This window comes from Streptomyces qinglanensis (genome assembly GCF_900111245.1).
GTDB classification, from domain to species: Bacteria; Actinomycetota; Actinomycetes; order Streptomycetales; family Streptomycetaceae; genus Streptomyces; species Streptomyces qinglanensis.
The window spans coordinates 254398-276910 of the sequence record NZ_FOGO01000010.1 but is presented as its reverse complement, the minus strand read 5'-3'; the positions used below and the strand labels follow the sequence as shown (position 1 = coordinate 276910).

Genomic DNA, 22513 nt, shown 5'->3' with positions numbered 1-22513 from the left:
GACTGCCGCCCCCTCGGCAACGGGGCGGCCCGGCCCCGAACCTGCGGCTGCCGCCTGTCAGTTCCGGCCACTGGCCTGCTGGGAGGTTGCGGGGAACCTGGCGTAGAGGGGGGAGCGTTGTGACAGGAGTGCGAGCCGCGCGAGCCGGCGGTTCACGATTCGGCGTGCTGCCGTGCGCGCCCTGTGCCGTATGAACGCCCCCGCGAACCTCGCCGACTCCGTTCGCGCCTCGGTCGTGCGCATCGGGGCACCCCCCGAGGGGTACGACGGAAGCAGCGGGACAAGCGGCGACAGCCGCCGCAGTGACGGAAGCCGGCGAGCGTTCTGGGGGAGCGGCTTCTTCGTCGCGCCCGGATGGGTCCTCACGTGCGCACACGTCCTCGGCAAGGGGGCCGCGCCCGTCTGGAGGGGGGAGCGCGCCATCGGCATCACGATCGGGGACGCCGCCGACAGCGCGGGCGGCCCCGCCGCCGCGGACGGCACCGACGCGGTCGGCGGCACAGTCCTCCTCGGAGAGCTGGCCTTCGGACTGCCGCGCCCCGAGGACCCCCAGGCGCCGCCCTCCCCCTGGCCCTTCCCCGATCTGGCGCTGGTGCGGGTGCCGGGGGCCGAGGACGCCGACTGCCTGTGGCTGAGCGACCGTTCCGTACTGACCCCCGCGGACATCGGACTGTACGGCTGGGCGCCCGGGGAGGTCCGGGGCGAGCAGATGTTCTTCACCGGGCTCGGCAAGGCCACCGGAGTCGTCGGCCGCCCGCTCATGCTCAGCGGCGACCAGTTGACCGAGGGCTGCTCCGGCGGACCCGTGCTCGACCAGCGGCGCGGCACGGTGCTCGGCGTGAGCAAGGGGGCGGGCCGGCGGCCGGGCACGGGCCTGGCGACGCCCGTCACCGCCCTGCGCAGACTGTGCGACGCGGGACCGCGCGGCGCCCGGGTGCTGCACGAGGTGCTCTCCGCACACGACCGGCACCACCTGCGCCGCTACACCGGATTCGGCCACAGTTGGCACCGGCAGCACGCCCGGCTGGGCCCCACCGGCGGCGAGCCCGCCTACGGGTTCACGGTGGACCGGCGCGCCGAGCTGTACGCGCTGTTCGCCGAGGTCGAGCCGCCCACCGGGGCCGGCCAGGTGCTGCAACTGGCCAACGAGGCCCGGAACATGGTGCTGCGTCGGCCCTACACGCTCCGCGACCACGATCCGCGCTCCTGGCGGGAGGGCGCGGGCCTGCTCTACAACCCGTGGGACCACAGCACGGCCGAGGAGGAACCGTCCCCGGACCTCGCGCTGGAGGCGGTGGTGCTGTACGCAGCGAAGGTGACGGCCGCGCTCCACCGCGCGGGTCCCGGGCGTACGCCGCGTGTGGTCCGCGCCCTGGCCGAACTGCGCGAGTGGGTGGAGCGCACGGCGCGGACACTGCTCAACGATGTCATCCGGGCCCAGGTCCCCGGCGTCCTGGACGGACATCGCGCGGCCTCAGCGGCGCGCGCCGACGTGCTGGTGGAGATAGAGCCGGACATCTACGGCTCCGGTCGGCACGCCTGGCGGGTGGCGCTGGTGCGCCCGGCCGACAAGGACGAACTCCCCGGTGAGGCCGCCGCCGGAGCCTTCGGGGAGCTCCCCGAAGGGGACCAGGGCGCGGGTGAGGACGGCGAGCGCGAGGAGATCACCGTCGAGCAGAGCCGGGAGGACGCGCCGCGCTCCGGGCTGGAGGAGGCGGTGCGCGCCGCGCTGTCCCAGGCGCTCGACCAGTGCGACGTGGACGACCACCTCGCGGCGGTGGAGTTCATGCTGCCCCGTCCGCTGTTCGACGAACCGGTGGACGCGTGGCGGGCCCGCCCCTACGACCCCGACGACCCGTTCAACCCGCACACCATGCCGCTGGGCCAGCGCAGACTCGTGGTCGTACGTGACCGGACGCGCAAGGACCAGGGCTTCACCCCCGAGTGCCGCACCCGCGCCGCCGCCGTCCTGAGCGGCCCCCTGGAAGCCGTGCCGCTGCGCCGGGAGGTGCCCGACGCGGGACACGACGCGCCGGGTCCCGAGGGCGGGCAGGCCACCTACGGAAGACTGCGCGCGGCCTCGCCCGGTGCGGTGCCGGTCTACTGCGCAGGGGTCGGCAGCGGCCCGGGCGCACGGGCCATGGCGGCGGCGCTCGGCGCGGGGCACGCCATGGCGCTGTGGCGGCACGGCTGCGGCGACGGCCAGGACCACGACGACTGCGCCGAGTTCCACCGGCGCGCCGCCGAACTGCTGGCCGAGGCGCCCTCGGCACGGCAGATCCCGCTGCGGATCAGGACCCTGCGCAACCGCAACGCCGAGCCGGCCGATGACCCGGAAGTGTCAACGGGCGCCGACAGCACGCCAATTGATCCCTCGTCGGCCTGGGCACGGCATATCGTCCTGCTCTACGATCCGCCCCACAGGACCTCGGGGGACGGACCGCTGCGCGAACCACCGCTCATGCCCAGGCCGCCGACAGCGTTGAGGAGCACACCGTGAGCGATTGGCGCATCTACCGCGGTGCGGGGGTGCCGCACGAGGCCGTGCGCGAGCTGCCCGACCCGCCGCCCTGGCGGGACTTCACGGGCGTCGGCACCGGACCGGACTCCCCGGACGGCGGGGGCGGTCCGGAGGGCGCCGACACCGCCCGGCGGCTGGGGGCCCGGCGCCGCCTGGTCGAGAGCCTCCACCCGCGCCCGGAGGAGGTCGAGGCCGTCAACGCGGCGCTGTACCTGCGCCGTCCGCTGCTGGTCACCGGCAATCCCGGCACCGGAAAGTCCACTCTCGCGCACGCGGTCGCGCACGAACTGGGCCTGGGCAGAGTGCTGCGCTGGCCCATCGTCAGCCGCACCACCCTGCAGGACGGGCTCTACCACTACGACGCCATCGGCCGGCTGCAGGACGTCCAACTGGACCGTGCCGTGGCCGGGCACGGCACGCCGCCCGACCGCCCGCCGATCGGTTCCTATCTGCGGCTGGGCCCGCTCGGTACGGCGCTGCTGCCCGCGCGCCCCGCCGAGCCGGGCGGGGTCCCGCTGCCCCGGGTGCTGCTCGTCGACGAGCTGGACAAGAGCGACATCGACCTGCCCAGCGACCTGCTGAACGTCCTGGAGGACGGCGAGTTCACCCTCCCCGAGCTGGAGCGCATCGCCGATCGCGAGCCGGTCACCGAGGTGCTGACCGCGGACGGCGACCGGGCCCGGATCGAGGGCGGCCGGGTGCGCTGCACCGCCTTCCCGTTCATCGTGCTCACCTCCAACGGCGAGCGGGACTTCCCGGCCGCGCTGCTGCGCCGCTGCATCCAGCTCGACCTCAAACCGCCCGGCGACGAGCAGCTCGCGGCGATGGTCCTCGCGCACCTGGGAGAGGAGGCGCTGGAGGACGGCGCCGAACTGGTCCAGCGGTTCCTGCGGCGCCAGCCGGGCCAGGTCATCGCCACCGACCAGCTCCTCAACGCCCTGTTCCTCACCCAGCATGCCTCGGGCGTCGAGCGGGTCTCCCGCGACCGGCTCGCCGAGATGCTGCTGCGGCCGCTCGACCGCCCGAGGTGACCGTGACATGAGTGCGGCGTCGACCCCGCCGCGGCGGATTCCGGGCAGCGGCGGGGAGTCCACCGCGGAACCGGGTCCCGCGCAGCGGTACCGGCGGGACGTCACAGAACTGGTGGCACGGCTGCGCGCCGCGGGCCGGGAGCCGGGGTCCGAAGAGCTCGCCGAGGCGCTGTGGCTCGCCCGCTTCGCATCGGGCGGCGCTGCACGGGAACCCGACGCGGATTCCACCGGCCCCCGCTACCAAGGGAGCCGGACGCCGCAGCCGGAGCCTCCCATGCCCCCAGTCGAGGACCACGACGCCGACGAACCCGCTGACCCCGCCCCGGCCCAGGAGCGCACGGCGCCGGTCTCGCTGTTCGCGCCGCGCCGGCACGGCGGGGCCCCGCCGGCGGGCTTCCCGGTTCGGGCGCCCGCCGCGGGGGCGCTGTCCGGACTGCTGGAGCTGCAGCACGCGCTGCGCCCGCTGCACGGCTACCGGCCGCCGCTGCCCCCGGCCACCGGCGCGCTGGACGAGGAAGCCACCGCGGACCTGAGCGCCCGCTCCACCACCGTGCTGCCGGTCTTCGGCACCGAGGTACGCCGCTACAGCGAGATCCAGCTCCTCATGGACGCCTCACCCACCGCATCGGTGTGGCAGCCCACCCTGGAGCGGCTGCGGCAGACCTTCGAACAGCTCGGCGCCTTCCGCGACGTCCAGGTCCGCTATCTGCACCGCGCCCCGGACGGAGCCCCGCTGATCGGCACCGGTCCCGCCGCCGGGACGGCGCGGCTGCGCCCGGCTGACGAGTACCGCGACACCACCGGGCGACGGCTCACCCTCGTGGTCAGCGACTGCGTCGGCGCGTTGTGGCAGGACGGCCGCGCCCAGCGGCTGCTGCATCACTGGTCCGGGCGCTCCCCGCTGGCCGTGGTGCAGCCGCTGCCGCCCCGGCTGTGGCCGCGCACCGCGCTGCCGGCCGAGCCCGGCCTGCTGCTGCGCGAGCGCGGCGCCGGCGGGCGCGTCACCTTCGAACCGGACAGCTTCGGCGCGCCCGAGCAGGACGACGCGGTGCCGGTGCCGGTGCTGCTGCCCACACCCGAGGCGCTGGGCAACTGGGCGCGGCTGCTGGGCACCGAGAGCGAGCGGGCGGTGGCGGGCGCCGCCGCCTGGGTGCTGCCCCGGCATCCGGCCATGCCCGCACCGCGTACGTCCCCGGGCGGCGTCCCGGCCCGCACCCTGCTGCGCGAGTTCCGCAACAGCGCCTCTCCCGGCGCCCTCGACCTGGCCGTGCACCTGGCGGTGGTGCCGCTGCTGCTGCCGGTCATCCATCTGGTGCAGGAGGCGATGCTGCCCGACACGGGGCCGATGGAGCTGGCCGAAGTGCTGCTGTCCGGGCTGCTCACCCGGCTGCCGGAGGAGGACGGTCCGCACGGCCGCGGGGAGGCGGCCGACCGCCGCGGAGAACCGTCCGGACCGCGCTACGCGTTCGCGCCGGGGGTCCGCGGTCTGCTGCTGCAGTCGCTCGACCAGGGCGCCGCCGTCCTCATCCTCAAACACCTGTCCGGCTATGTGGCGCAGCGCTTCGGCAAGGGCACCCGCAACTTCGCCGCCGTGGCCGTCGCCCAGCTCTCCGGCCGCACCGGCCCGGCGCAGCCGGTCCGGCCCCCCGGAGGCACCGAGGAGGAGGCGACGGAGCCGGACGAGGCCGAGGACGGAGACGAGATGTTCGCGACGATCCCGGCCGAAGTGGTCCGCTTCTACCTGCCCGAGCAGACCGCGCTCGACCAGGTGGCCGAGACCGAGCGGCTGCTGCGCCGCTGGCGCGACCAGGGCGACATCCAACTCCTGCACCGGGCCCGCTCGGTGGGCGAGGCCGCCCGCACCGCCGACCACGACAGCCCCCGCGCCCGGCTGGCCCTGGGCAGGGTGCTGCACGCGCTCGCCGGTACGGCGTCCGTGCGCCGCAGCCCGCAGGGCCCCGAGCCGTTGCTCCGGGAGGCCGCCGAACTGCTGACCGGCGACGCGCCCGGCACGCTGCTGGAGCGCGCCGGCGTGGAGTACTCGCTGTGGCAGGCGCGCGGCGGGCAGCCGGCGCCCGACGCGGCGGGCATCCGGCACCTGCTGCGCGCCGAGGGGCTCCTGCGCTCGCTGGCCGGCCGCACCGCGGCGACCGGCCGGGACACGGCGGACCCGTCGCTCCCGCCGGACGCCGAGCGCACCCGTAGACTCCGGCTGGGCCGGGTGCTGCTCGCACTGGCCCGTACCGCACCCGAACACCGTCACCGGGCGGCCGCCGAGGCCGCCGGCGAACTCCGCGAAGCGAGCGACATGCTGGCAGACCGCGCCCCCGGGTCCCCCGAGCCCTCCGGTGCCTCCACGACCTCCGAACCCCGGCCCGCCGCGGTGCCCGGACAGCACCCCGAGGAGCACCGGGCGCAGCACTGCGGCGCCCTCCTCGACCTGGCGGCCGCGCTGCGGCTGAGCGGCGCACCGCCGCAGGAGCGCCTCGAGGTGCTGACGCGGGCCGGAAGCCTGGCGGGGGAGCACTCCGGACTGCGGCTGCGCTGCGTCCGCGAGCGCGCCCGGGTGCTGCGCGAGACCGGGGACCTGGAAGCGGCGAACGAGGCGTACGCGAAGGCCGAGCAATTGTCCGACCGGGACAGCGCGTTGCGCGGCGAGCTGCTCGCCGAGTGGGGCGAGATGCTGTTCACCGAGATCGGGGCTCTCGCGCGCGCAGAGGGCCCGCTGCGCGAGGCCCTCACCCGCGCCCCGTCCGGCAGCCCCACCGTGGCCAGGGCCGCGCTGCTGCTGGGCCGCCTCCTGCTGCTCCGCTACGAACGCGAGAGCTTCCTGCCCGACCTGTACGAGGGGTGCCATCTGCTGGAACAGGCGGCCCGCCAGGGCCCGGAGGCCGGGAGCCGTGCACAGGCGTGGCTGCGGCTGGCCGCGGCGCGGGCGCACTTCCCCGCGGGCGCCCCCGAGGTCCAGCAGGCGGCCGGGGAGTTCGACAGGGCGCTGGCGGAGCTGTCCGGTGCGCGTGCGGGCGGCTCCCTCACCGCGGCCAGGGCCCTGCACGGGCGGGCCGAGTTCCACCGCGCCCAGGGGCGCACCGAGGAGGCGCTGGCCGACTACCGCGCGGCGGAGGCCGAGTGGCAGCTGCTGGCCGGTCACCTCGCGGACATCCCCTGGGCCGAGGTACGCGCCACCCGGGACCGGAGGGCCGAACTGACGGGGTGACGGGAGGGGCCGGACCGGTGCAGCGGGCGAGGGCGGCCAGCGCGGCGACGACGGACCGAGGGGCGAAGGACCGACAGCCCCAGAGGTGAAAGGGGGACGAACCGATGCGGTGCACGGGGGAGGGCGAGGACCGGCCGAATGCGGGGGCGGCGCCGCACGCGCGGGTTTCCGGACATCCGCCTCGGGAAAGAGACACCAGCCGTACCACGACCCCGGAGCGGGGCCCCAGGGAGGAGAAGAGCGTGCCGAAGCGGACCGAGGGCACCGTCCGCAGCCCGGGCCGCGGGCCCGCTGCCGCACCGCAGCCGCCGCTGCCCGATCTGACGGGTGTGACCCTGCGCGCTCTTCGGACCTGCGACGATCCCGCTGTCACCGCCGCAGTGGAAAATACGCTGCACGCCCCCGAAGAACTGTCGCGCGTGTGGCGCTCGTCCGGCACCCAGGGTGGTCAGGTCGAGCGGCGGCACTCCGGCACCCCGCAGGTGAACACTGCGCGGACCGGTCGGAAACGGGGCGCGATCCGGTCAACCTCCGGCCCGGTCCACGGTGTCTCCGACCCGCCCGCGGGCCCGGGAGACGGCGTGGGCCGCCATGAACCCTCTTGAGATACCGGGCCCCCGGCTGCGCCGGATGGGGGAGACCCGGCCGGTACCGGGAGAGGCCGCCGTGCTGGAGGGCTGGCTGCACAGCAGGCGCCTCGTCCTGCTCAAGACCCTGCTGACCCGGGCCGAGCGCACCCCGCTGCCCGCTCCGGCGGCCGGTGCGCTGCGTGCCCATTGGGCGCTGCTGGAGGACGCCGAGCAGCTCGACCCCGCCGCGGCGCGCCGCGCCCTGGGCTCTCCGGCGGCCGGGAACTGGCTGGCGCACGCGCTCGCCGCACCGCCCGGGGAGGACTTCGCGGCGGCCGTCGCCGACCTGGGCGCGCTCGCCGCCGTCGTCGCCCTCGCGACCGGGGCCGACTTCCGGCTCGACCTGCCGGTGTCCGCCGGACGGCTCACCCTTCCCGGACTCGGCGCGTACCTGTGCGCGGCGCCCCGGGTGCGGGTCGCGGCACACGGCGGCACCGTCACCTTCGCCCCGCCGGACGGGGCGCCGAATTCCCTGGCGCGGGGCGCCCTGCTGCGCCACGAGGTGCCGCCGGCCGGCCCCTGGCGTCCGCTGAACCGGCTGCCCGGCGGCCGCGCCGTCCTGGACGACCGCGATCCGCACCTCGCCCGGGAGGAGGGCCGGACCGGGCTCGCGGGCCTGCTGCCGACCACCGTGACGGCACCCGGCGAGGCCCGCGAGTGGCGGGAGCTGTGGACGCGGGCGCTGGCCCTGCTGCGCGACGCCGACCCCGAGCGGGCCGCCGAGGTGGCGGCCCTGGTGCGGACCGTGGTCCCCGTCCGGTGGAAACCCGACGGGCGGGCCAGCGCCACCCGGCTGGCAGCGCCCTGGGCGGTGCTGACGACCCTTCCGGAGTCGCCGGAGGAGATGGCGGAGGTGCTCGTCCACGAGGTGCAGCACAGCAAGCTGGCGGTACTGGGCGGGGTCGTACGGCTCGACCACGAGTCCGCCGAGGCCGTCTACCGGGTGGGCTGGCGCAGCGATCCCAGACCGCTGGGCGCCGTGGTGCAGGGCACCTACGCACATCTGGCCCTCGCCGACCTGTGGGGCAGGCTCGCGGACCGGACCGCGGCCCCGGCCGCCGAGCGCGCCGCGGCCCGGCGCCGCGCTGCGGACTACCGGACGCAGGTCGACCACGCTCTTTTCCTCCTTATGGGCTCTGGTCAACTGACGCGGCAGGGCACAGAGTTCGTGGAGGGCATGCGCCGCCGCCACGAGCGGCTCGGCTCCCCGGGCGGGCCGGCCGTCCGCGCCGCGGAGCACACCGACCGCGGTGACCCGGCCGGCAACGCGGAAATCGCAGCAGACAGGCTCACGAACGGTCACTTTGGGTAATCTCGCCGTACACGTCGCCCGCGGGGGCGGCGACGGCTGCTGGACGAGGGAGAACGCAGGCATGGTCGCTCAGCGGGAAACGGCTCGGGGCAGGCCGCCCGGAGGGGAGTCCGAGCACTTCGTGGTGGTCTTTCCCGGCTATCACCGGGGCTGGGGCAACTGGATCGCGCACCGGCTGGAGAGCCACGGGCACCGCACCACGCTCCAGCGCTGGGACCCGGACCGCGAGCAGCCGCTGGAGGAAGCCCTGGTCGACCTCCAGCTCGCCACGGGACGGGTCCTGCTGGTCATCAGCGACCTGTTCCTCCAGCTCGGCCCGCGCACCGAGGCCGACTGGAACGCCGTGCTGCGCGGCTACGTGGCCGCGCACGCCGAGGAGTTCGCCGCCGTCAACCTCACCAACCGCGAACTGCTGCCCGCCACGGCCGTGCTGGAGCCGGTCAATCTCTGGGGCGTCGGCGAGGAGGAGGCCGAGCGGCGGCTGCTGAACCGGCTGGGGCTGCGCCCCCGGCGCGTGCCTGTCCCGCAGCCCGGCTACGCCAGCCGCTACCCCAACGATCCCCCTGCCGTCTGGGGCGAGGTGCCGCGCCGCAACGGCCGCTTCACCGGGCGCGACGTCATCCTCGGCGACCTCCAGCAGCGGCTGATGGACGCCGAGCACGGCGCCGCCGTCTGCACCCTGGTCGGCACGGCCGGTATCGGCAAGACGCAGATCGCGGCGGAGTACGCGCACCGCTTCGCCCCCGACTACGACGTGGTCTGGTGGGTCAACTGCGACCAGCGCAACACGCAGCGCGACACCTTCGGCGCGCTCGCCGCCGAGATCGGCCTCGACAGCTCCGGGGAGGTCGGGGAACGGGTCCGCGCGGTACGCGACGCGCTGCGCAGGAACGAGCCCTCCGGCCGCTGGCTGCTGATCTTCGACGGCTGGGAGGAGCCCGAGGACGCGGCCGGCTATCTCCCGCAGGGCGGCAGCGGGCACGTCCTGATCACCTCCCGCAACAAGAGCTGGCGGTCCGGCACCGACATCAAGCAGATCAGCGCCTTCCGCCGCGCCGAGTCCACCGGCTACCTGATGCGCCGCGCCCCGCACATCACCGTCGAGCAGGCCGACCAGGTGGCGGGCGAGTTCCAGGACCTGCCGCTGCAGCTCGCCCAGGCCGCGGCCTGGCTGGGCGAGGAGGGCATGGAGGTGCCCGAGTACCTGCGCATGGTGCGCGGTGTCGGGCTCACCCGGCTGGAGAGCAACACCATGCCGGACGACTACCCGTACTCGTCGATGACCTCGTGGTCGATGCTGCTCAACAAGCTGCGCAAGTCCGAACCGCGCGCCGTCGAGCTGCTCTCCCTGTGCTCGGTCTTCGCCCCCGGCCGCATCCCGCTGGGCCTGGCCCGGGCCATCCCCTCCGGCGAACTCCCCGAGAGCCTGCGCTGGCTCAGCAGCGACCGCTCCGGCTGGTCCCGCGCCCTGGACTCCCTCGTCAACTACTCGGTGCTCACCCGCGAGGCCCGCACCCCCGCGATGGGCGACGTCGACCAGAACGACTCGGTGCACATGCACCAGGTCGTCCACAGCGTCATCGGCGAGCTGACCCGGGGGCGGGAGGACGAGGTCTACCGCGACACCGTGCACCGGCTGCTGGTCGAGGCCGACCCGGGAACCCCGAACGACAGCCGCCAGTGGGGCCGGTACGCCGAGATGCTGCCCCACCTGGTGGCCTCGGCGGCACCCGCCAGCAGGGAGCGCCGCGTCCAGGAGATGCTGCTCAACTGCCTGCGCTACTGCTTCGCCAGCGGCGAGTACAGCGTCGGCTCCGAGCTGGCCGAGAGCATCCGCGCGGACTGGGAGACCTTTCTGGATCCAGCGGCGGACCAGATGCTGGCCCTGGCCACCCTCCAGGGCAATCTGCTGCGCCAGCGGGGCCGCTTCCGGGAGGCGCAGCTGCTCGACAGCGCCCGGCTGCAGCGGCTACGCGGAATGCCGCACGCCGACGGCCTCCACGAGGAGGCCGTCATGGACGCCACAAGCTGCCTCGCCTCCGATCTGCGGCTGCTGGGGCAGTACGACGAAGCGCTGCAGTTGCAGGAGCAGGTCGTCGAGGTCTCCCGTAGGCTCTACGGCCCGTTGGAGTGGACGAGCCTGCTCGCCCAGCACAATCTGGCCGTCGGCCTGCGGCTACTGGGCCGCTACGAGGACGCCTACGAAACGGACCTGGACACCCTCCGCAAGCGCGAGCAGGAACTGCGCGCCCGCCACCCGCACACCCTCGCCTCCGGCAACGCCAGCGCCCGCGACCTGCGGCTGATGGGCCGTTACCAGGAGGCGCTGGCCCGCCAGGAGCTCGGCATGCGGCTGCACCAGCAGGTGCTCGGCGCCCAGCATCCGCAGACCCTCATGGCCCGGCACAATCTGCTGCTGTGCCAGCGCAGGGCGGGCGCCCCGGGCCAGGACATCGCCACCGCCATGGCGCTCCTGCTGGAGCAGCACGAGAAGGTGCACAACCGCAGCCACTACTCCACGCTGTCGCTGCTGACCGACTACGGCAACTTCCTGCGCGAGCAGGGGGACGTGGACCTCGCCCGGGAGCTGCTGATCGAGGCGGAGGACGGATTCCGCTCACTGCTCGGCCAGGCGCACCCGGTCCCCACCGCGATGCAGTCCAACGCGGGCCTGGTGCTCCAGGCGGAGGGCGAACGCGACGGCGCACTCAACATGTTCGAGCAGGCGCTGGTCGGACTCACCACCCTGCTGGGCGCCGACCACCCCACCACCCTCGGCTGCGCCCTGAACGCCAGCGGCGGCCGCAACCTCAGCGAGGCCCTGGAGGACGCCTACGAACTGAGCGGCGACACCCTGGAGCGCTCCCGGCGGGCGCTGGGCGAGGACCATCCGCTCACCCTGTCGTGCATGGTCGCCCACGCGGGCGACCTGCGCTCGCTGCGCCGCCGTGAGGAGGCCCGCACGCTGGAGAACACGGCCCTGGAGCGGTTCACCCACTCGCTCGGCGCCCAGCACCACCACACGCTCGCCGCCCGCCGGCGCACCCGTCCCTACTGGGACTACGAGCCCTATCTGGGCTGACCCGCCCGCCGGGGCCCCGCAGCACACTGCGGCCCGGCCCCCGCACGGCCGAGGGCCCCGCCGCAGATGCGCGGCGGGGCCCTCGGCTTCGTACGGCAGGACCGCTCAGATCTCGAAGACCTCCTTGACGAGCTGCGCCTGCTCCTCCGCGTGCCGCTTGCCCGAGCCCACGGCGGGCGAGGACGAGGACGGCCGGGAGACGCGGCGCAGCCGGTCCGCGTTCGGCACCGGCTCCGAGCCGATGATCAGGTCGAGGTGGTCGACCAGGTTCAGGGCGATGAACGGCCATGCGCCCTGGTTGGCCGGCTCCTCCTGCGCCCAGATGTACTTCTCGGCGTTGGCGAACCGCGCCATCTCGGTCTGGATCTCCTTGCCGGGCAGCGGGTAGAGCCGCTCCAGCCGGATGATCGCCGTGTCGGTCAGCCCGCGCTTGGTCCGCTCGGCGTCCAGGTCGTAGTAGACCTTGCCGGAGCAGAAGACCACCTTGCGGACCTTGGCCGGATCGATACTGCCGTCGTCGACCATGGTGTCGCCGAGGACCGGGCGGAACCCGCCGCTGGTGAACTCCTCCGTCTTCGAGGCCGCCGCCTTCATCCGCAGCATCGACTTCGGGGTGAAGATGACCAGCGGCTTGTGGTGCGGGTTGTGCACCTGCCAGCGCAGCAGGTGGAAGTAGCTGGAGGGCAGCGACGGCATCGCGACCGTCATGCTGTTCTGCGCGCAGAGCTGCAGGAACCGCTCGATCCGGGCCGAGGAGTGGTCCGGGCCCTGGCCCTCGTAGCCGTGCGGCAGCAGCAGGGTGACCCCGGAGGTCTGGTTCCACTTCTGCTCGGCCGAGGAGATGAACTCGTCGATGACGGTCTGCGCGCCGTTCATGAAGTCGCCGAACTGCGCCTCCCACATCACCAGCGCGTTCGAGCGGGCCAGCGAGTAGCCGTACTCGAAGCCCATCGCCGCGTACTCGCTCAGCAGCGAGTCGTAGACGTTGTAGCGGGCCTGGTCGTCGGAGAGGTACAGCAGCGGCGTGTAGTCGTCACCGGTGTTCTGGTCCAGCAGCACGGCGTGCCGCTGGCCGAACGTGCCGCGGCGCGAGTCCTGGCCCGCCAGCCGGACCGGGGTGCCCTCCATCAGCAGCGAGCCGATGGCGAGCGTCTCGCCCATGCCCCAGTCGATCGTGTCGTCCTCGACCATCTGCGCGCGCCGCTGGAGCTGCGGCGTCAGCCGGGGGTGGACCGAGACCCGCTCGGGGATGTTGACCTGCGACTCGGCGATCCGCTTGACGACCTCCTGGCTGATGGCCGTCTCCACGTGCACCGGGAACTCCGCCTGCGGCGCGGGGACCTCGGCCGGTGCCGGCGCCGAGGTGGCGTCCCGGACCTCGGTGAAGACCTTCTCCAACTGGCCCTGGAAGTCCTGGAGTGCCTGCTCGGCCTCCTCCAGCGTGATGTCGCCCCGGCCGATCAGCGACTCGGTGTAGAGCTTGCGCACCGAGCGCTTGCGGTCGATCAGGTCGTACATCAGCGGCTGGGTGAACTTCGGGTTGTCGGTCTCGTTGTGACCGCGGCGCCGGTAGCAGATCAGGTCGATGACCACGTCCTTGTTGAACGCCTGCCGGTACTCGAACGCCAGCCGCGCCACCCGGACGACGGCCTCCGGGTCGTCGCCGTTCACGTGGAAGATCGGCGCCTCGACCATACGGGCCACGTCCGTCGAGTACATCGAGGAGCGCGCCGACTCGGGGGCCGCGGTGAAGCCGACCTGGTTGTTGATGACCACGTGGATGGTGCCGCCGGTGCGGTAACCGCGGAGCTGCGACATGTTGAGCGTCTCGGCCACCACGCCCTGGCCCGCGAAGGCCGCGTCACCGTGCAGGGCGATCGGCAGCACCGTGAAGTCCGTGCCGCCCTTGCCGATGATGTCCTGCTTGGCGCGTGCGACACCCTCCAGGACCGGGTCGACGGCCTCCAGATGGGACGGGTTGGCGGTGAGCGAGACCTTGATCTGCTCGCCGTCCAGACCGGTGAAGACGCCCTCGGCCCCCAGGTGGTACTTCACGTCGCCGGAGCCGTGCATCGACTTCGGGTCGAGGTTGCCCTCGAACTCCCGGAAGATCTGCGCGTAGGGCTTGCCCACGATGTTCGCCAGCACGTTCAGCCGGCCGCGGTGCGCCATGCCGATCACGGACTCGTCCAGCCGCGACTCGGCGGCCGCGTCGATCACCGCGTCCAGCAGCGGGATGACGGACTCGCCGCCCTCCAGCGAGAACCGCTTCTGCCCCACGTACTTGGTCTGCAGGAACGTCTCGAACGCCTCGGCGGCGTTGAGGCGGCGCAGGATGCGGAGCTGCTCCTCGCGCTCCGGCTTGACGTGCTGCAGCTCGACGCGGTCCTGGATCCACTTGCGCTGCTTGGGGTCCTGGATGTGCATGTACTCGATGCCGGTGGTGCGGCAGTACGAGTCGCGCAGCACGCCCAGGATGTCGCGCAGCTTCATCATGGACTTGCCGGCGAAGCCGCCGACCGCGAACTCCCGCTCCAGGTCCCACAGGGTGAGCCCGTGCTCGGTGATGTCCAGGTCGGGGTGCTTGCGCTGCTTGTACTCCAGCGGGTCGGTGTCGGCCATGATGTGGCCGCGCACCCGGTAGGAGTGGATGAGGTCGAAGACGCGCGCCGCCTTGGTGACGTCGTCGTCGTGCGAGGCGTCGATGTCCTGGTTCCAGCGCACCGGCTCGTACGGGATGCGCAGCGCCTTGAAGATCTCGTCGTAGAAGCTGTTCTCGCCCAGCAGCAGGTTGGCCACCTGGCGCAGGAACTCGCCCGACGCCGCGCCCTGGATGACGCGGTGATCGTAGGTGCTGGTCAGCGTCATCACCTTGGAGACGCCGAGCCGGTTGAGGGTGTCCTGCGAGGTGCCCTGGAACTCCGCCGGGTACTCCATCGCGCCGACGCCCATGATCAGGCCCTGGCCGGGCATCAGGCGGGGCACGGAGTGCACGGTGCCGATGCCGCCGGGGTTGGTCAGCGAGCAGGTGACGCCGGAGAAGTCCTCCATCGTCAGCTTGTTGTTCCGGGCCCGGCGGACGATGTCCTCGTACGCCTGCCAGAACTCGAAGAAGGTCAGCGTCTCGGCCTTCTTGATGCCCGCCACGACGAGCTGCCGCTCGCCGTTCGGCTTCACCAGGTCGATGGCCAGGCCCAGGTTCACGTGGTCCGGCTTGACCAGGGTGGGCTTGCCGTCCTTCTCGGTGAACGCGTGGTTCATCGAGGGCATCGCCTTCAGCGCCTGCACCATGGCGTAGCCGATCAGGTGCGTGAAGGACACCTTGCCGCCGCGGGCGCGCTTGAGGTGGTTGTTGATGACGATGCGGTTGTCGAACAGCAGCTTCACCGGGACCGCGCGCACGGACGTGGCCGTGGGCAGCTCCAGCGAGGCGTTCATGTTCTTGGCGACGGCCGCCGAGGGGCCGCGCAGCGCAACGTACTCCGGTCCCTCGGCGCTCTCCGCCGCGGACGCCTTCGCCCCGCCCGGCTGTGCGGGCTGCTGCGCCGCCGGCTTGGCGGGCGCGGCCTGCTTCGGCGCGGGCTGCGCCTGCTTCGGCTGCGCGGCGGCCTGCTTCGGCGCGGCGGCCGGAGCCTTCGCCGGCGCGGGGGCCTCGGCGGGCTGTGCGGCGGCCTGCCCGGAGGCGGCCGGCTGCTGGGCCGGGGCGGCCTTGGCGGGCGCCGGGGCGTTGTCCCGGGGGGTGCCCGCGCTGTTCGGCGCCGTGCTTCCGTCGGAGGACTCCGGCTGATAGTCAGCGAAGAAGTCCCACCAGGCTCGGTCTACCGAGTTCGGGTCCTGGAGGTACTGCTGGTAGATCTCGTCGACGAGCCACTCGTTCGGGCCGAACGACGGGCCGGGTTCCTTGCCCGGACCGTCCTTCCGTTCCGTGGTGGTGCTCGATGAGCTGTTGGGGGACTGTGACGACACGGCGGCAACCGCCCTCTTCCGCTTCCTTAGGTGGTGGACAGCGGAAATAAAGGCTACGCCTCTCCGGACGATTGGTGGAGTCCGGGCCGCTCTTGGTCACGTACATCACATCGCGGCGGCGGTTTCGGGGCGGAATTTGGCGGGAATCACTCCCGGTTCCGCCTCGGCACCGGAACCGGGCAGCCCCTATTTCGCGTCTGCGGGGTTTCACCTGCGAGGCTACGTCAAACCTGCGGATCGTTCGTCCCCGGAAGAGTGAGCTGGATCCGGCAACCGCGGGGAGATTCGGCCACCCTGATCCGTCCCCCGTGCAGTTCCACCGCCCACCGGGCTATCGCCAGCCCCAGGCCGGTGCCGCCTCCCGGACTGATCCCGCCGCCCTTGCGCCCGGTGGCCGACTCGGTGCTGTGCGTACCGTTGAACCGGTCGAAGACCCGGTCGCGCTCCGCTGCGGGGATGCCGGGCCCCTCGTCCAGCACCTCCACCTCCAGGCTGCCGTCGCCCTCGGTGGCCGCGCCGGGCCTGGCCCGCACCGTGACGCGGCCGTGCTGCGGGCTGTGCTTGACGGCGTTGTCTATCAGGTTGGCCACGACCTGGTGCAGCCGCTCGGGGTCCGCGTAGGCCCGCAGCTCGGGCGGGGAGACGTCCAGATGCAGATGGACGTCCTTGCGGGAGTGGCCGGAGCCCTTGCTCATGTTGGCCTCCTTCAGCACCCCCGCCAGATACGGCCACACCTCGAAGCGCCGCGAGCCCAGCGGAACCACTCCGTTGTCCAGCCGGGAGAGGTCCAGCAGGTGGTCCACGAGGCGGCCAAGCCGCTCGGTCTGCGACAGGGCCGTGCGCAGCGTCTCCGGATCGGCCTCCGAGACGCCGTCCACCACGTTCTCCAGCACCGCGCGCAGTGCCGCGATCGGGGTGCGCAGCTCGTGCGAGACATTGGCCACCAGCTCCTTGCGGTGCTGGTCGACGGCCTCCAGGTCGGCCGCCATCCGGTTGAAGTTCGCGGCCAGCTCACCGAACTCGTCGCGCCGCTCGCCGCGCACCCGACGGGAGTAGTCGCCCCCGGCCATCGCCTTGGCCACGCTGCTCATCTCGTCCAGCGGCGCGGTCAGCGACTGCGCCACGAACTGGGTGATCAGCAGCGAGGCCACGATGGAGATGATCGTGATGACGCGCAGCTCGGTCGCCGACTGCACGGCGAAGAGCGCCAGCAGTGTGGTGATCACCACGGAGACGATCACCAGCCAGCCCAGGGCCGCCTTGACCGACCGGTACGGGTCGACCGGCCGCAGGCCCTCCCACAGCTGGCCCCATGCCTCGGCGCCCTGCCGCACTGCGGCCCGGCGGCAGCGGACCAGTGCACGGCCCAGGAAGCGGACGATCCGGCGCACGCACGAGCGGGTGCGCGCCCGGAGGGAGACGGACACGGAAACGGACACCTCGCTCCGTCCCTGCGGCGTCAGGAGCTCTCCGCCGCGGCGCCCGTGACCGGTGCCGGCGCGCCGTCCGGGTTGCCCGGCGTCTCCAGCGCGTAGCCGACCCCGTGCACGGTGCGGATCCGCTCCGCGCCGATCTTGCGCCGCAGCGCCTTGATGTGGCTGTCGACGGTGCGGGTGCCGGAGGCGTCGGCCCAGTCCCACACCTCGGCCAGCAACTGCTCGCGCGAGAGCACCGCACGGGGCGAGTGGGCCAGGCACACCAGCAGATCGAACTCGGTGGGGGTCAGGTGCACGTCCTCGCCGGTGACCCGGACCCGCCGCTGCGCGTGGTCGATCTCCAGCTCCCCGAGCCGCAGGATGCCGCTGCGCGGCGTGTGCGCGGCCAGGGTGGCCCGTTCCACCCTGCGCAGCAGCACATGCACGCGGGCCGCGACCTCGCGCATGGAGAAGGGCTTGGTCATGTAGTCGTCGGCGCCCACGCCGAGACCGACCAGCATGTCCGTCTCGTCGTCCCGCGCGGTGAGCATCAGCACCGGCACCGGGCGCTGGGCCTGCACCCGGCGGCAGACCTCCAGGCCGTCGAATCCGGGCAGCATCACGTCCAGCACCAGCAGGTCCGGCTGCCATGCCTCGGCGGTGTCCACGGCGGCGGGTCCGTCCCCCGCGGTCTGCACCTGGAAGCCCTCGGCGCGCAGCCGCCGCGCGAGGGCGTCCACGATGGTGGGGTCGTCCTCCACGACGAGGATGCGGCGCTGCGCGCCCGGGGTGGTCGCGGCGGCAGCGCCGCCAGGTGTCTGAGTGGTGTTCTTCTGGTCCATGCGACCCCGCCCCTGTGGCTCTTCCGGCTTTCCTGGGACAGCAGCGTAAGGGCCTGCCGCGGGCCTCGGCTACGCCGGTCGTGCCGCGAAGTGGACCACGTCGGGGACGCCTCGGGCGACCGGGATCTCATCCGTCCGAACACGGCAGAAGCCCGCATTGCGCAGAGATCCCTCGAATGCGGGCGACGGCTGGGCCGACCACACGGCCAGGACCCCGCCGAGCGCCAGGGCCGCGCGGCAGGCGGCCAGCCCGGCGGGGGAGTAGAGGGTGGAGTTGCCGTCGGTGACCGTCCACTCCGGGCCGTTGTCGATGTCCAGACACAGCGCGTCGAAGCGCGGTCCGCTCCCGGCGGCCTGATGGAGGTACGCCACCAGGTCGGCCTCCACCAGTTCGGTGCGCGGGTCGGCCAGCGCCGGTGCCGAGACGCCGGAGAGCGGTCCGCCGCGGTGCCAGTCGAGGATCGCGGGCTCCCGTTCGACGACCGTCACCCGTCCCCAGCGCGGCTCGGCCGCCGCTTCCGCCAGCGAGAAGCCGACCCCGAGGCCGCCGATGAGCAGCCGCGGGCCGTCGGAGCCGTCGGAACCGTCGGGACCGTCGGAGCCGTCGGGGTCGTCGGAGCGGCCCGGACGGCCCGGACGGCCCGGACGGTCCTCGGGGTCCGAGTCGGCGGCGGGCCTCCCGGAGAGGTCTTCCCCACCCCGGGAGAGCTCGTCCAGGGCCGCACGCACCAGAAGCCGCTCCGAGCGGCCGTCGGAGGTGTCCATCAGGAAGCAGCCGTTGGCGATGATCTCGTAGTGCGCGCCGCGCTGCCGCAGGACGACCTCGCCGTACGGGCCCGAGCGCCGCTCGACCGTGACTGTCTCCTCCGGGGCGGCTGAGCGGGGCGCGGGGGTCGCGGGGTTCGACATGGGAGCAGGGTAGGACGGCCGCGGTGATCCAATTAGAATGATCACGTCAATCGCACCCCGGGGCGGGGCGTACCGCAGGGGTGTTCCAACAGGGTGTGGGGGGAACATGAACGTGCGTCGGTCCGTCGCTCTGGGTGCCGCTGTCGTCGCACTGGGTGCGCTCGGTGCTTGCGGGAGCGGTGACGGCGAGGAGGGTGGCCCGTCCCGGAAGGGTGGCGGCGCTCTGCCCGGAGGCGTCGGGGCGCAGGGGGGCGCCGGTGGCGACACTCCGGAGGGCGGTGACCCCCTGGGGGGCGGCGGTGCCCTCGCGGGGTCCGACGGCGACGGCACCGCGGGGCAGCCGGGTGCGCTGCCGAGAGCCGGGAACACGGCGTCGATCGCGGCCTACCTCAACTCCTACGTCTCCTGTGGAAGTGCGACCCCGGGTCCGCAGTACGACGCGTCCGAAGCCCCGGCCGCCTGGGGGCGCGAGGAGGCGGCCGACGAGTCCTGGGCCATCGCGCAGCGCGGAGTGTGCCGGGACGGCAACGGGCGTCCCATCGCCCTGCTCGCCGTCGACGACATGAAGAAGTTCCAGACCGCCGCCCGGCGGGACGGTGGCGGCGGCTTCCTGGTGGGGCAGGATTTCGCCGTCGTCCCCGTCGGCGACTCGACCATCCGGCGGCTGGAGCCGTCCCCGCTGATGTTCCTGAACTGCGAGCCGGACTTCACCGTCCCCGACGGCTACACGAAGCAGCCCGGCCGGGTCGACGGCTGCGTCGTCACCGACTACCTCCCCGCCGACTGACCGCCGGTCCCCTCCTGGCGGCAACCTGTGCAGCGCCGTCCCCGCTGAGCGCCGTTCCGGCTGGGTGCTCTTCGGGCTGAGCGTGCCTTCCGCGCCCTGTGCTGTCCCTCGCGCCGTCGCCGGTCTGTCCGCCGGGCGTCGGGGGTGCGGGTGCGGGTGCGGGTGCGGGTGCGGGTGCGGGTGCGGGGCGTCGGGATGCCCGATCGCTCACGGCGAACACGTCCTCCCTCTCCCTGGGGAACATCAGCAGCCTCAAAAGCATTGAGCGGGTACTACTCAACTTGCCTGCCTAGGGAGAGATCATGGCTGCTGAGTCCCCGGAGTCCACACCACTCACCCTGCCCGTGCTGCCCATCGACGCCGAGGACGGTGTCGTGCTGCCGGGAATGGTGGTGCCGCTGGAGCTCTCGGACAACGATGTGCGGGCCGCCGTCGATGCCGCGAAGTCCGCCGCCTCGGACGCGCCCGACGGTGAGAAGCCGCGGGTGCTGCTCGTCCCGAGGGTCGAGGGAAGCTATGCGGAGATCGGCGTCGAGGGCCGGGTGGAGCAGACCGGCCGCCTCGCGGACGGCGACCCCGGGGCGCTGATCCGCGGACTGCGCCGGATCCGCGTCGGCACCGGGACCACAGGTCCCGGAGCCGCGCTGTGGGTCGAGGGCACGCCCGTGGCCGAGACCGTGCCCGACCCTTCCCCGGCCTCCGGCCGGGTGGACCCCAAGTCCGGCCAGGTCGCCGAGCAGATGAAGGAATACAAGGCGCTCATCACCGACTGGCTGCGCAAGCGCGGCGCCTGGCAGGTCGTGGACCGGGTGCAGCAGATCGACGACGTCGGCCAGCTCGCCGACAACGCGGGCTACTCCCCGTTCCTGTCCACCGAGCAGAAGCTGCGGCTGCTGGAGACCACCGACCCGGTCGAGCGGCTCCGGCTCGCCACCGCCGCGCTGCGCGAGCACCTGGCGGAGCAGGACGTGGCCGAGTCCATCGCCAGGGACGTCCAGGAGGGCGTGGACAAGCAGCAGCGCGAGTTCCTGCTGCGCCGCCAGCTCGACGCGGTCCGCAAGGAGCTGAGCGAGCTGAACGGCGACCCGGAGGACGAGAGCGAGGACTACCGGGCCCGCGTCGAGGCCGCCGGACTGCCCGAGGAGGTCGAGAAGGCCGCCCTCAAGGAGGTCGACAAGCTGGAGCGCTCCAGTGACCAGTCGCCCGAGGGCAGCTGGATCCGCACCTGGCTCGACACCGTCCTGGAGATGCCCTGGAACGAGCGCACCGAGGATGCCTACGACATCACCAGCGCCCAGAGCGTGCTGGACGCGGACCACGCCGGGCTGCAGGACGTCAAGGAGCGCATCACCGAGTACCTCGCCGTCCGCAAGCGGCGCGCCGAGCGCGGACTCGGCGTCGTCGGCGGACGCCGCGGCGGAGCGGTGCTGGCGCTGACCGGTCCTCCCGGGGTCGGCAAGACCTCGCTGGGAGAGAGCGTCGCCCGTGCGATGGGCCGGAAGTTCGTCCGCGTCGCGCTCGGCGGCGTCCGGGACGAGGCCGAGATCCGCGGCCACCGGCGCACCTACGTCGGCGCCCAGCCCGGCCGGATCGTCCGGGCGGTCAAGGAAGCCGGATCGATGAACCCGGTCGTGCTGCTGGACGAGGTCGACAAGGTCGGCTCCGACTTCCGGGGCGACCCGGCGGCGGCGCTGCTGGAGGTGCTGGACCCGGCGCAGAACCACACCTTCCGGGACCACTACCTGGAGGTCGAGCTCGATCTGTCCGACGTCGTCTTCCTGGCCACCGCCAACGTCCTGGAGGCTGTGCCGCAGCCGCTGCTCGACCGGATGGAGGTCGTCGAACTCGACGGGTACACCGAGCACGAGAAGGTCACCATCGCCCGCGACCACCTGCTGCCCCGGCAACTGGAGCGGGCCGGACTGGAGAACGGCGAGGTCGTCATCGAGGAGCCCGCGCTGCGCAAGCTGGCCGCGGAGTACACCCGGGAGGCAGGCGTCCGCTCGCTGGAGCGGGCCGTCCAGCGGGTGCTCCGCAAGGTGGCGGCCAAGCACCAACTGGGCGAGGCCGAGCTGCCCTACAGCGTCGGCGTGGACGCGCTGCGCGAGCTGATCGGCCGTCCCCGGCACACCCCCGAGGCCGCGCAGGACCCGGCCGAGCGCCGCACCGCGGTGCCGGGCGTGGCGACCGGACTGGCCGTCACCGGCACCGGGGGCGACGTGCTCTTCGTCGAGGCGTCGCTGGCCGACCCCGAGACGGGCGCCTCCGGGCTGACCCTGACCGGACAGCTCGGCGACGTGATGAAGGAGTCGGCGCACATCGCCCTGTCCTACCTGCGCTCCCGCGGTGCGGAACTGGAGCTGCCGGTCGGCGACCTGAAGGAGCGCGGCATCCACCTGCACGTACCGGCGGGCGCCGTGCCCAAGGACGGCCCCAGCGCCGGAGTCACCATGACGACGGCCCTGGCCTCGCTGCTGAGCGGGCGCCAGGTGCGGCCCGAGGTGGCGATGACCGGTGAGGTGTCGCTGACCGGCCGGGTGCTGCCCATCGGCGGAGTCAAGCAGAAGCTGCTGGCGGCGCACCGGGCCGGGGTGACCACGGTGGTCATCCCGAAGCGGAACGAGCCCGACCTGGACGACGTTCCGGCGGAGGTGCTGGAGGGCCTCGACGTCCACCCGGTCTCCGACGTCCGCCAGGTCCTGGAGCTGGCGCTGACCCCCGCGCAGGCACCTGCGAGGGAGGCGCCGGTCGCGGCGTGACGGGCGCGACCGCGCAGAGTGGCCCCCGCCGCACGGCGGGGGC

Annotated in this window: 11 protein-coding genes; 7 read left to right on the top strand and 4 right to left on the bottom strand. The window is 73.4% G+C overall.

Features of this window, described 5'->3' with window-relative positions; translation table 11 throughout:
- Positions 1 to 190: 190 nt before the first annotated feature.
- From BMX65_RS21600 to fxsT, 5 genes are all read left to right on the top strand, one after another.
- On the top strand, positions 191 to 2500 hold the full coding sequence (locus BMX65_RS21600; protein WP_075001999.1) for a VMAP-C domain-containing protein: 2310 nt from the start codon (positions 191 to 193) through the stop codon (positions 2498 to 2500).
- Positions 2497 to 3552 (top strand): AAA family ATPase, encoded by a 1056-nt coding sequence (locus BMX65_RS21595; protein WP_075001998.1) that lies wholly within the window; start codon positions 2497 to 2499, stop codon positions 3550 to 3552. The genes BMX65_RS21600 and BMX65_RS21595 overlap by 4 nt, the downstream gene beginning before the upstream one ends.
- Before the next feature lie 7 nt (positions 3553 to 3559).
- Positions 3560 to 6769 carry a tetratricopeptide repeat protein gene (locus BMX65_RS21590; RefSeq protein ID WP_075001997.1) on the top strand — a complete coding sequence of 1070 codons (3210 nt, stop codon included), beginning with the start codon at positions 3560 to 3562 and terminating at the stop codon, positions 6767 to 6769.
- Between the two features lie 591 nt (positions 6770 to 7360).
- On the top strand, positions 7361 to 8710 hold the full coding sequence (locus BMX65_RS21580; RefSeq protein WP_239502130.1) for an aKG-HExxH-type peptide beta-hydroxylase: 1350 nt from the start codon (positions 7361 to 7363) through the stop codon (positions 8708 to 8710).
- A gap of 61 nt (positions 8711 to 8771) precedes the next feature.
- Positions 8772 to 11792, top strand: a complete 3021-nt coding sequence (gene fxsT / locus BMX65_RS21575; RefSeq protein ID WP_075001994.1) for an FxSxx-COOH system tetratricopeptide repeat protein — start codon at positions 8772 to 8774, stop codon at positions 11790 to 11792.
- A gap of 105 nt (positions 11793 to 11897) precedes the next feature.
- Here the strand turns inward: fxsT and BMX65_RS21570 are convergent, their stop codons facing one another.
- The 4 genes from BMX65_RS21570 to BMX65_RS21555 all read right to left on the bottom strand — a co-directional run bounded on the left by BMX65_RS21570 (position 11898) and on the right by BMX65_RS21555 (position 18924).
- Positions 11898 to 15758, bottom strand: a complete 3861-nt coding sequence (locus BMX65_RS21570) for a multifunctional oxoglutarate decarboxylase/oxoglutarate dehydrogenase thiamine pyrophosphate-binding subunit/dihydrolipoyllysine-residue succinyltransferase subunit (protein ID WP_075001993.1) — start codon at positions 15756 to 15758, stop codon at positions 11898 to 11900.
- Between the two features lie 224 nt (positions 15759 to 15982).
- Positions 15983 to 17128, bottom strand: coding sequence for a HAMP domain-containing sensor histidine kinase (locus BMX65_RS21565; protein WP_075002031.1), 1146 nt, complete (start codon positions 17126 to 17128; stop codon positions 15983 to 15985).
- 89 nt (positions 17129 to 17217) lie between these two features.
- The gene (locus BMX65_RS21560; RefSeq protein WP_019354560.1) at positions 17218 to 18015 is read right to left on the bottom strand and encodes a response regulator transcription factor; all 798 of its coding nucleotides are present in this window, start codon (positions 18013 to 18015) and stop codon (positions 17218 to 17220) included.
- 69 nt (positions 18016 to 18084) lie between these two features.
- Positions 18085 to 18924: a spermidine synthase family protein gene (locus tag BMX65_RS21555; protein ID WP_075001992.1), complete on the bottom strand. Its 840-nt coding sequence runs from the start codon at positions 18922 to 18924 to the stop codon at positions 18085 to 18087.
- A gap of 106 nt (positions 18925 to 19030) precedes the next feature.
- Here BMX65_RS21555 and BMX65_RS33665 point away from each other — a divergent pair, with 106 nt between their 5' ends.
- Both BMX65_RS33665 and lon read left to right on the top strand, forming a co-directional pair.
- On the top strand, positions 19031 to 19711 hold the full coding sequence (locus BMX65_RS33665) for a hypothetical protein (RefSeq protein ID WP_239502129.1): 681 nt from the start codon (positions 19031 to 19033) through the stop codon (positions 19709 to 19711).
- A gap of 302 nt (positions 19712 to 20013) precedes the next feature.
- Positions 20014 to 22470: an endopeptidase La gene (gene lon / locus BMX65_RS21545; RefSeq protein WP_075001991.1), complete on the top strand. Its 2457-nt coding sequence runs from the start codon at positions 20014 to 20016 to the stop codon at positions 22468 to 22470.
- Positions 22471 to 22513 lie beyond the last annotated feature (43 nt).

What these genes read in the sequence shown, in the direction of transcription:
- BMX65_RS21600 (WP_075001999.1), top strand. Translation starts at nt 191, where the DNA reads ATGAACGCCCCCGCGAACCTCGCCGACTCCGTTCGCGCCTCGGTCGTG.
- BMX65_RS21590 (WP_075001997.1), top strand. Translation starts at nt 3,560, where the DNA reads ATGAGTGCGGCGTCGACCCCGCCGCGGCGGATTCCGGGCAGCGGCGGG.
- BMX65_RS21580 (WP_239502130.1), top strand. Translation starts at nt 7,361, where the DNA reads ATGAACCCTCTTGAGATACCGGGCCCCCGGCTGCGCCGGATGGGGGAG.
- fxsT (WP_075001994.1), top strand. Translation starts at nt 8,772, where the DNA reads ATGGTCGCTCAGCGGGAAACGGCTCGGGGCAGGCCGCCCGGAGGGGAG.
- BMX65_RS21560 (WP_019354560.1), bottom strand. Translation starts at nt 18,015, where the DNA reads ATGGACCAGAAGAACACCACTCAGACACCTGGCGGCGCTGCCGCCGCG.
- BMX65_RS21555 (WP_075001992.1), bottom strand. Translation starts at nt 18,924, where the DNA reads ATGTCGAACCCCGCGACCCCCGCGCCCCGCTCAGCCGCCCCGGAGGAG.
- BMX65_RS33665 (WP_239502129.1), top strand. Translation starts at nt 19,031, where the DNA reads ATGAACGTGCGTCGGTCCGTCGCTCTGGGTGCCGCTGTCGTCGCACTG.
- lon (WP_075001991.1), top strand. Translation starts at nt 20,014, where the DNA reads ATGGCTGCTGAGTCCCCGGAGTCCACACCACTCACCCTGCCCGTGCTG.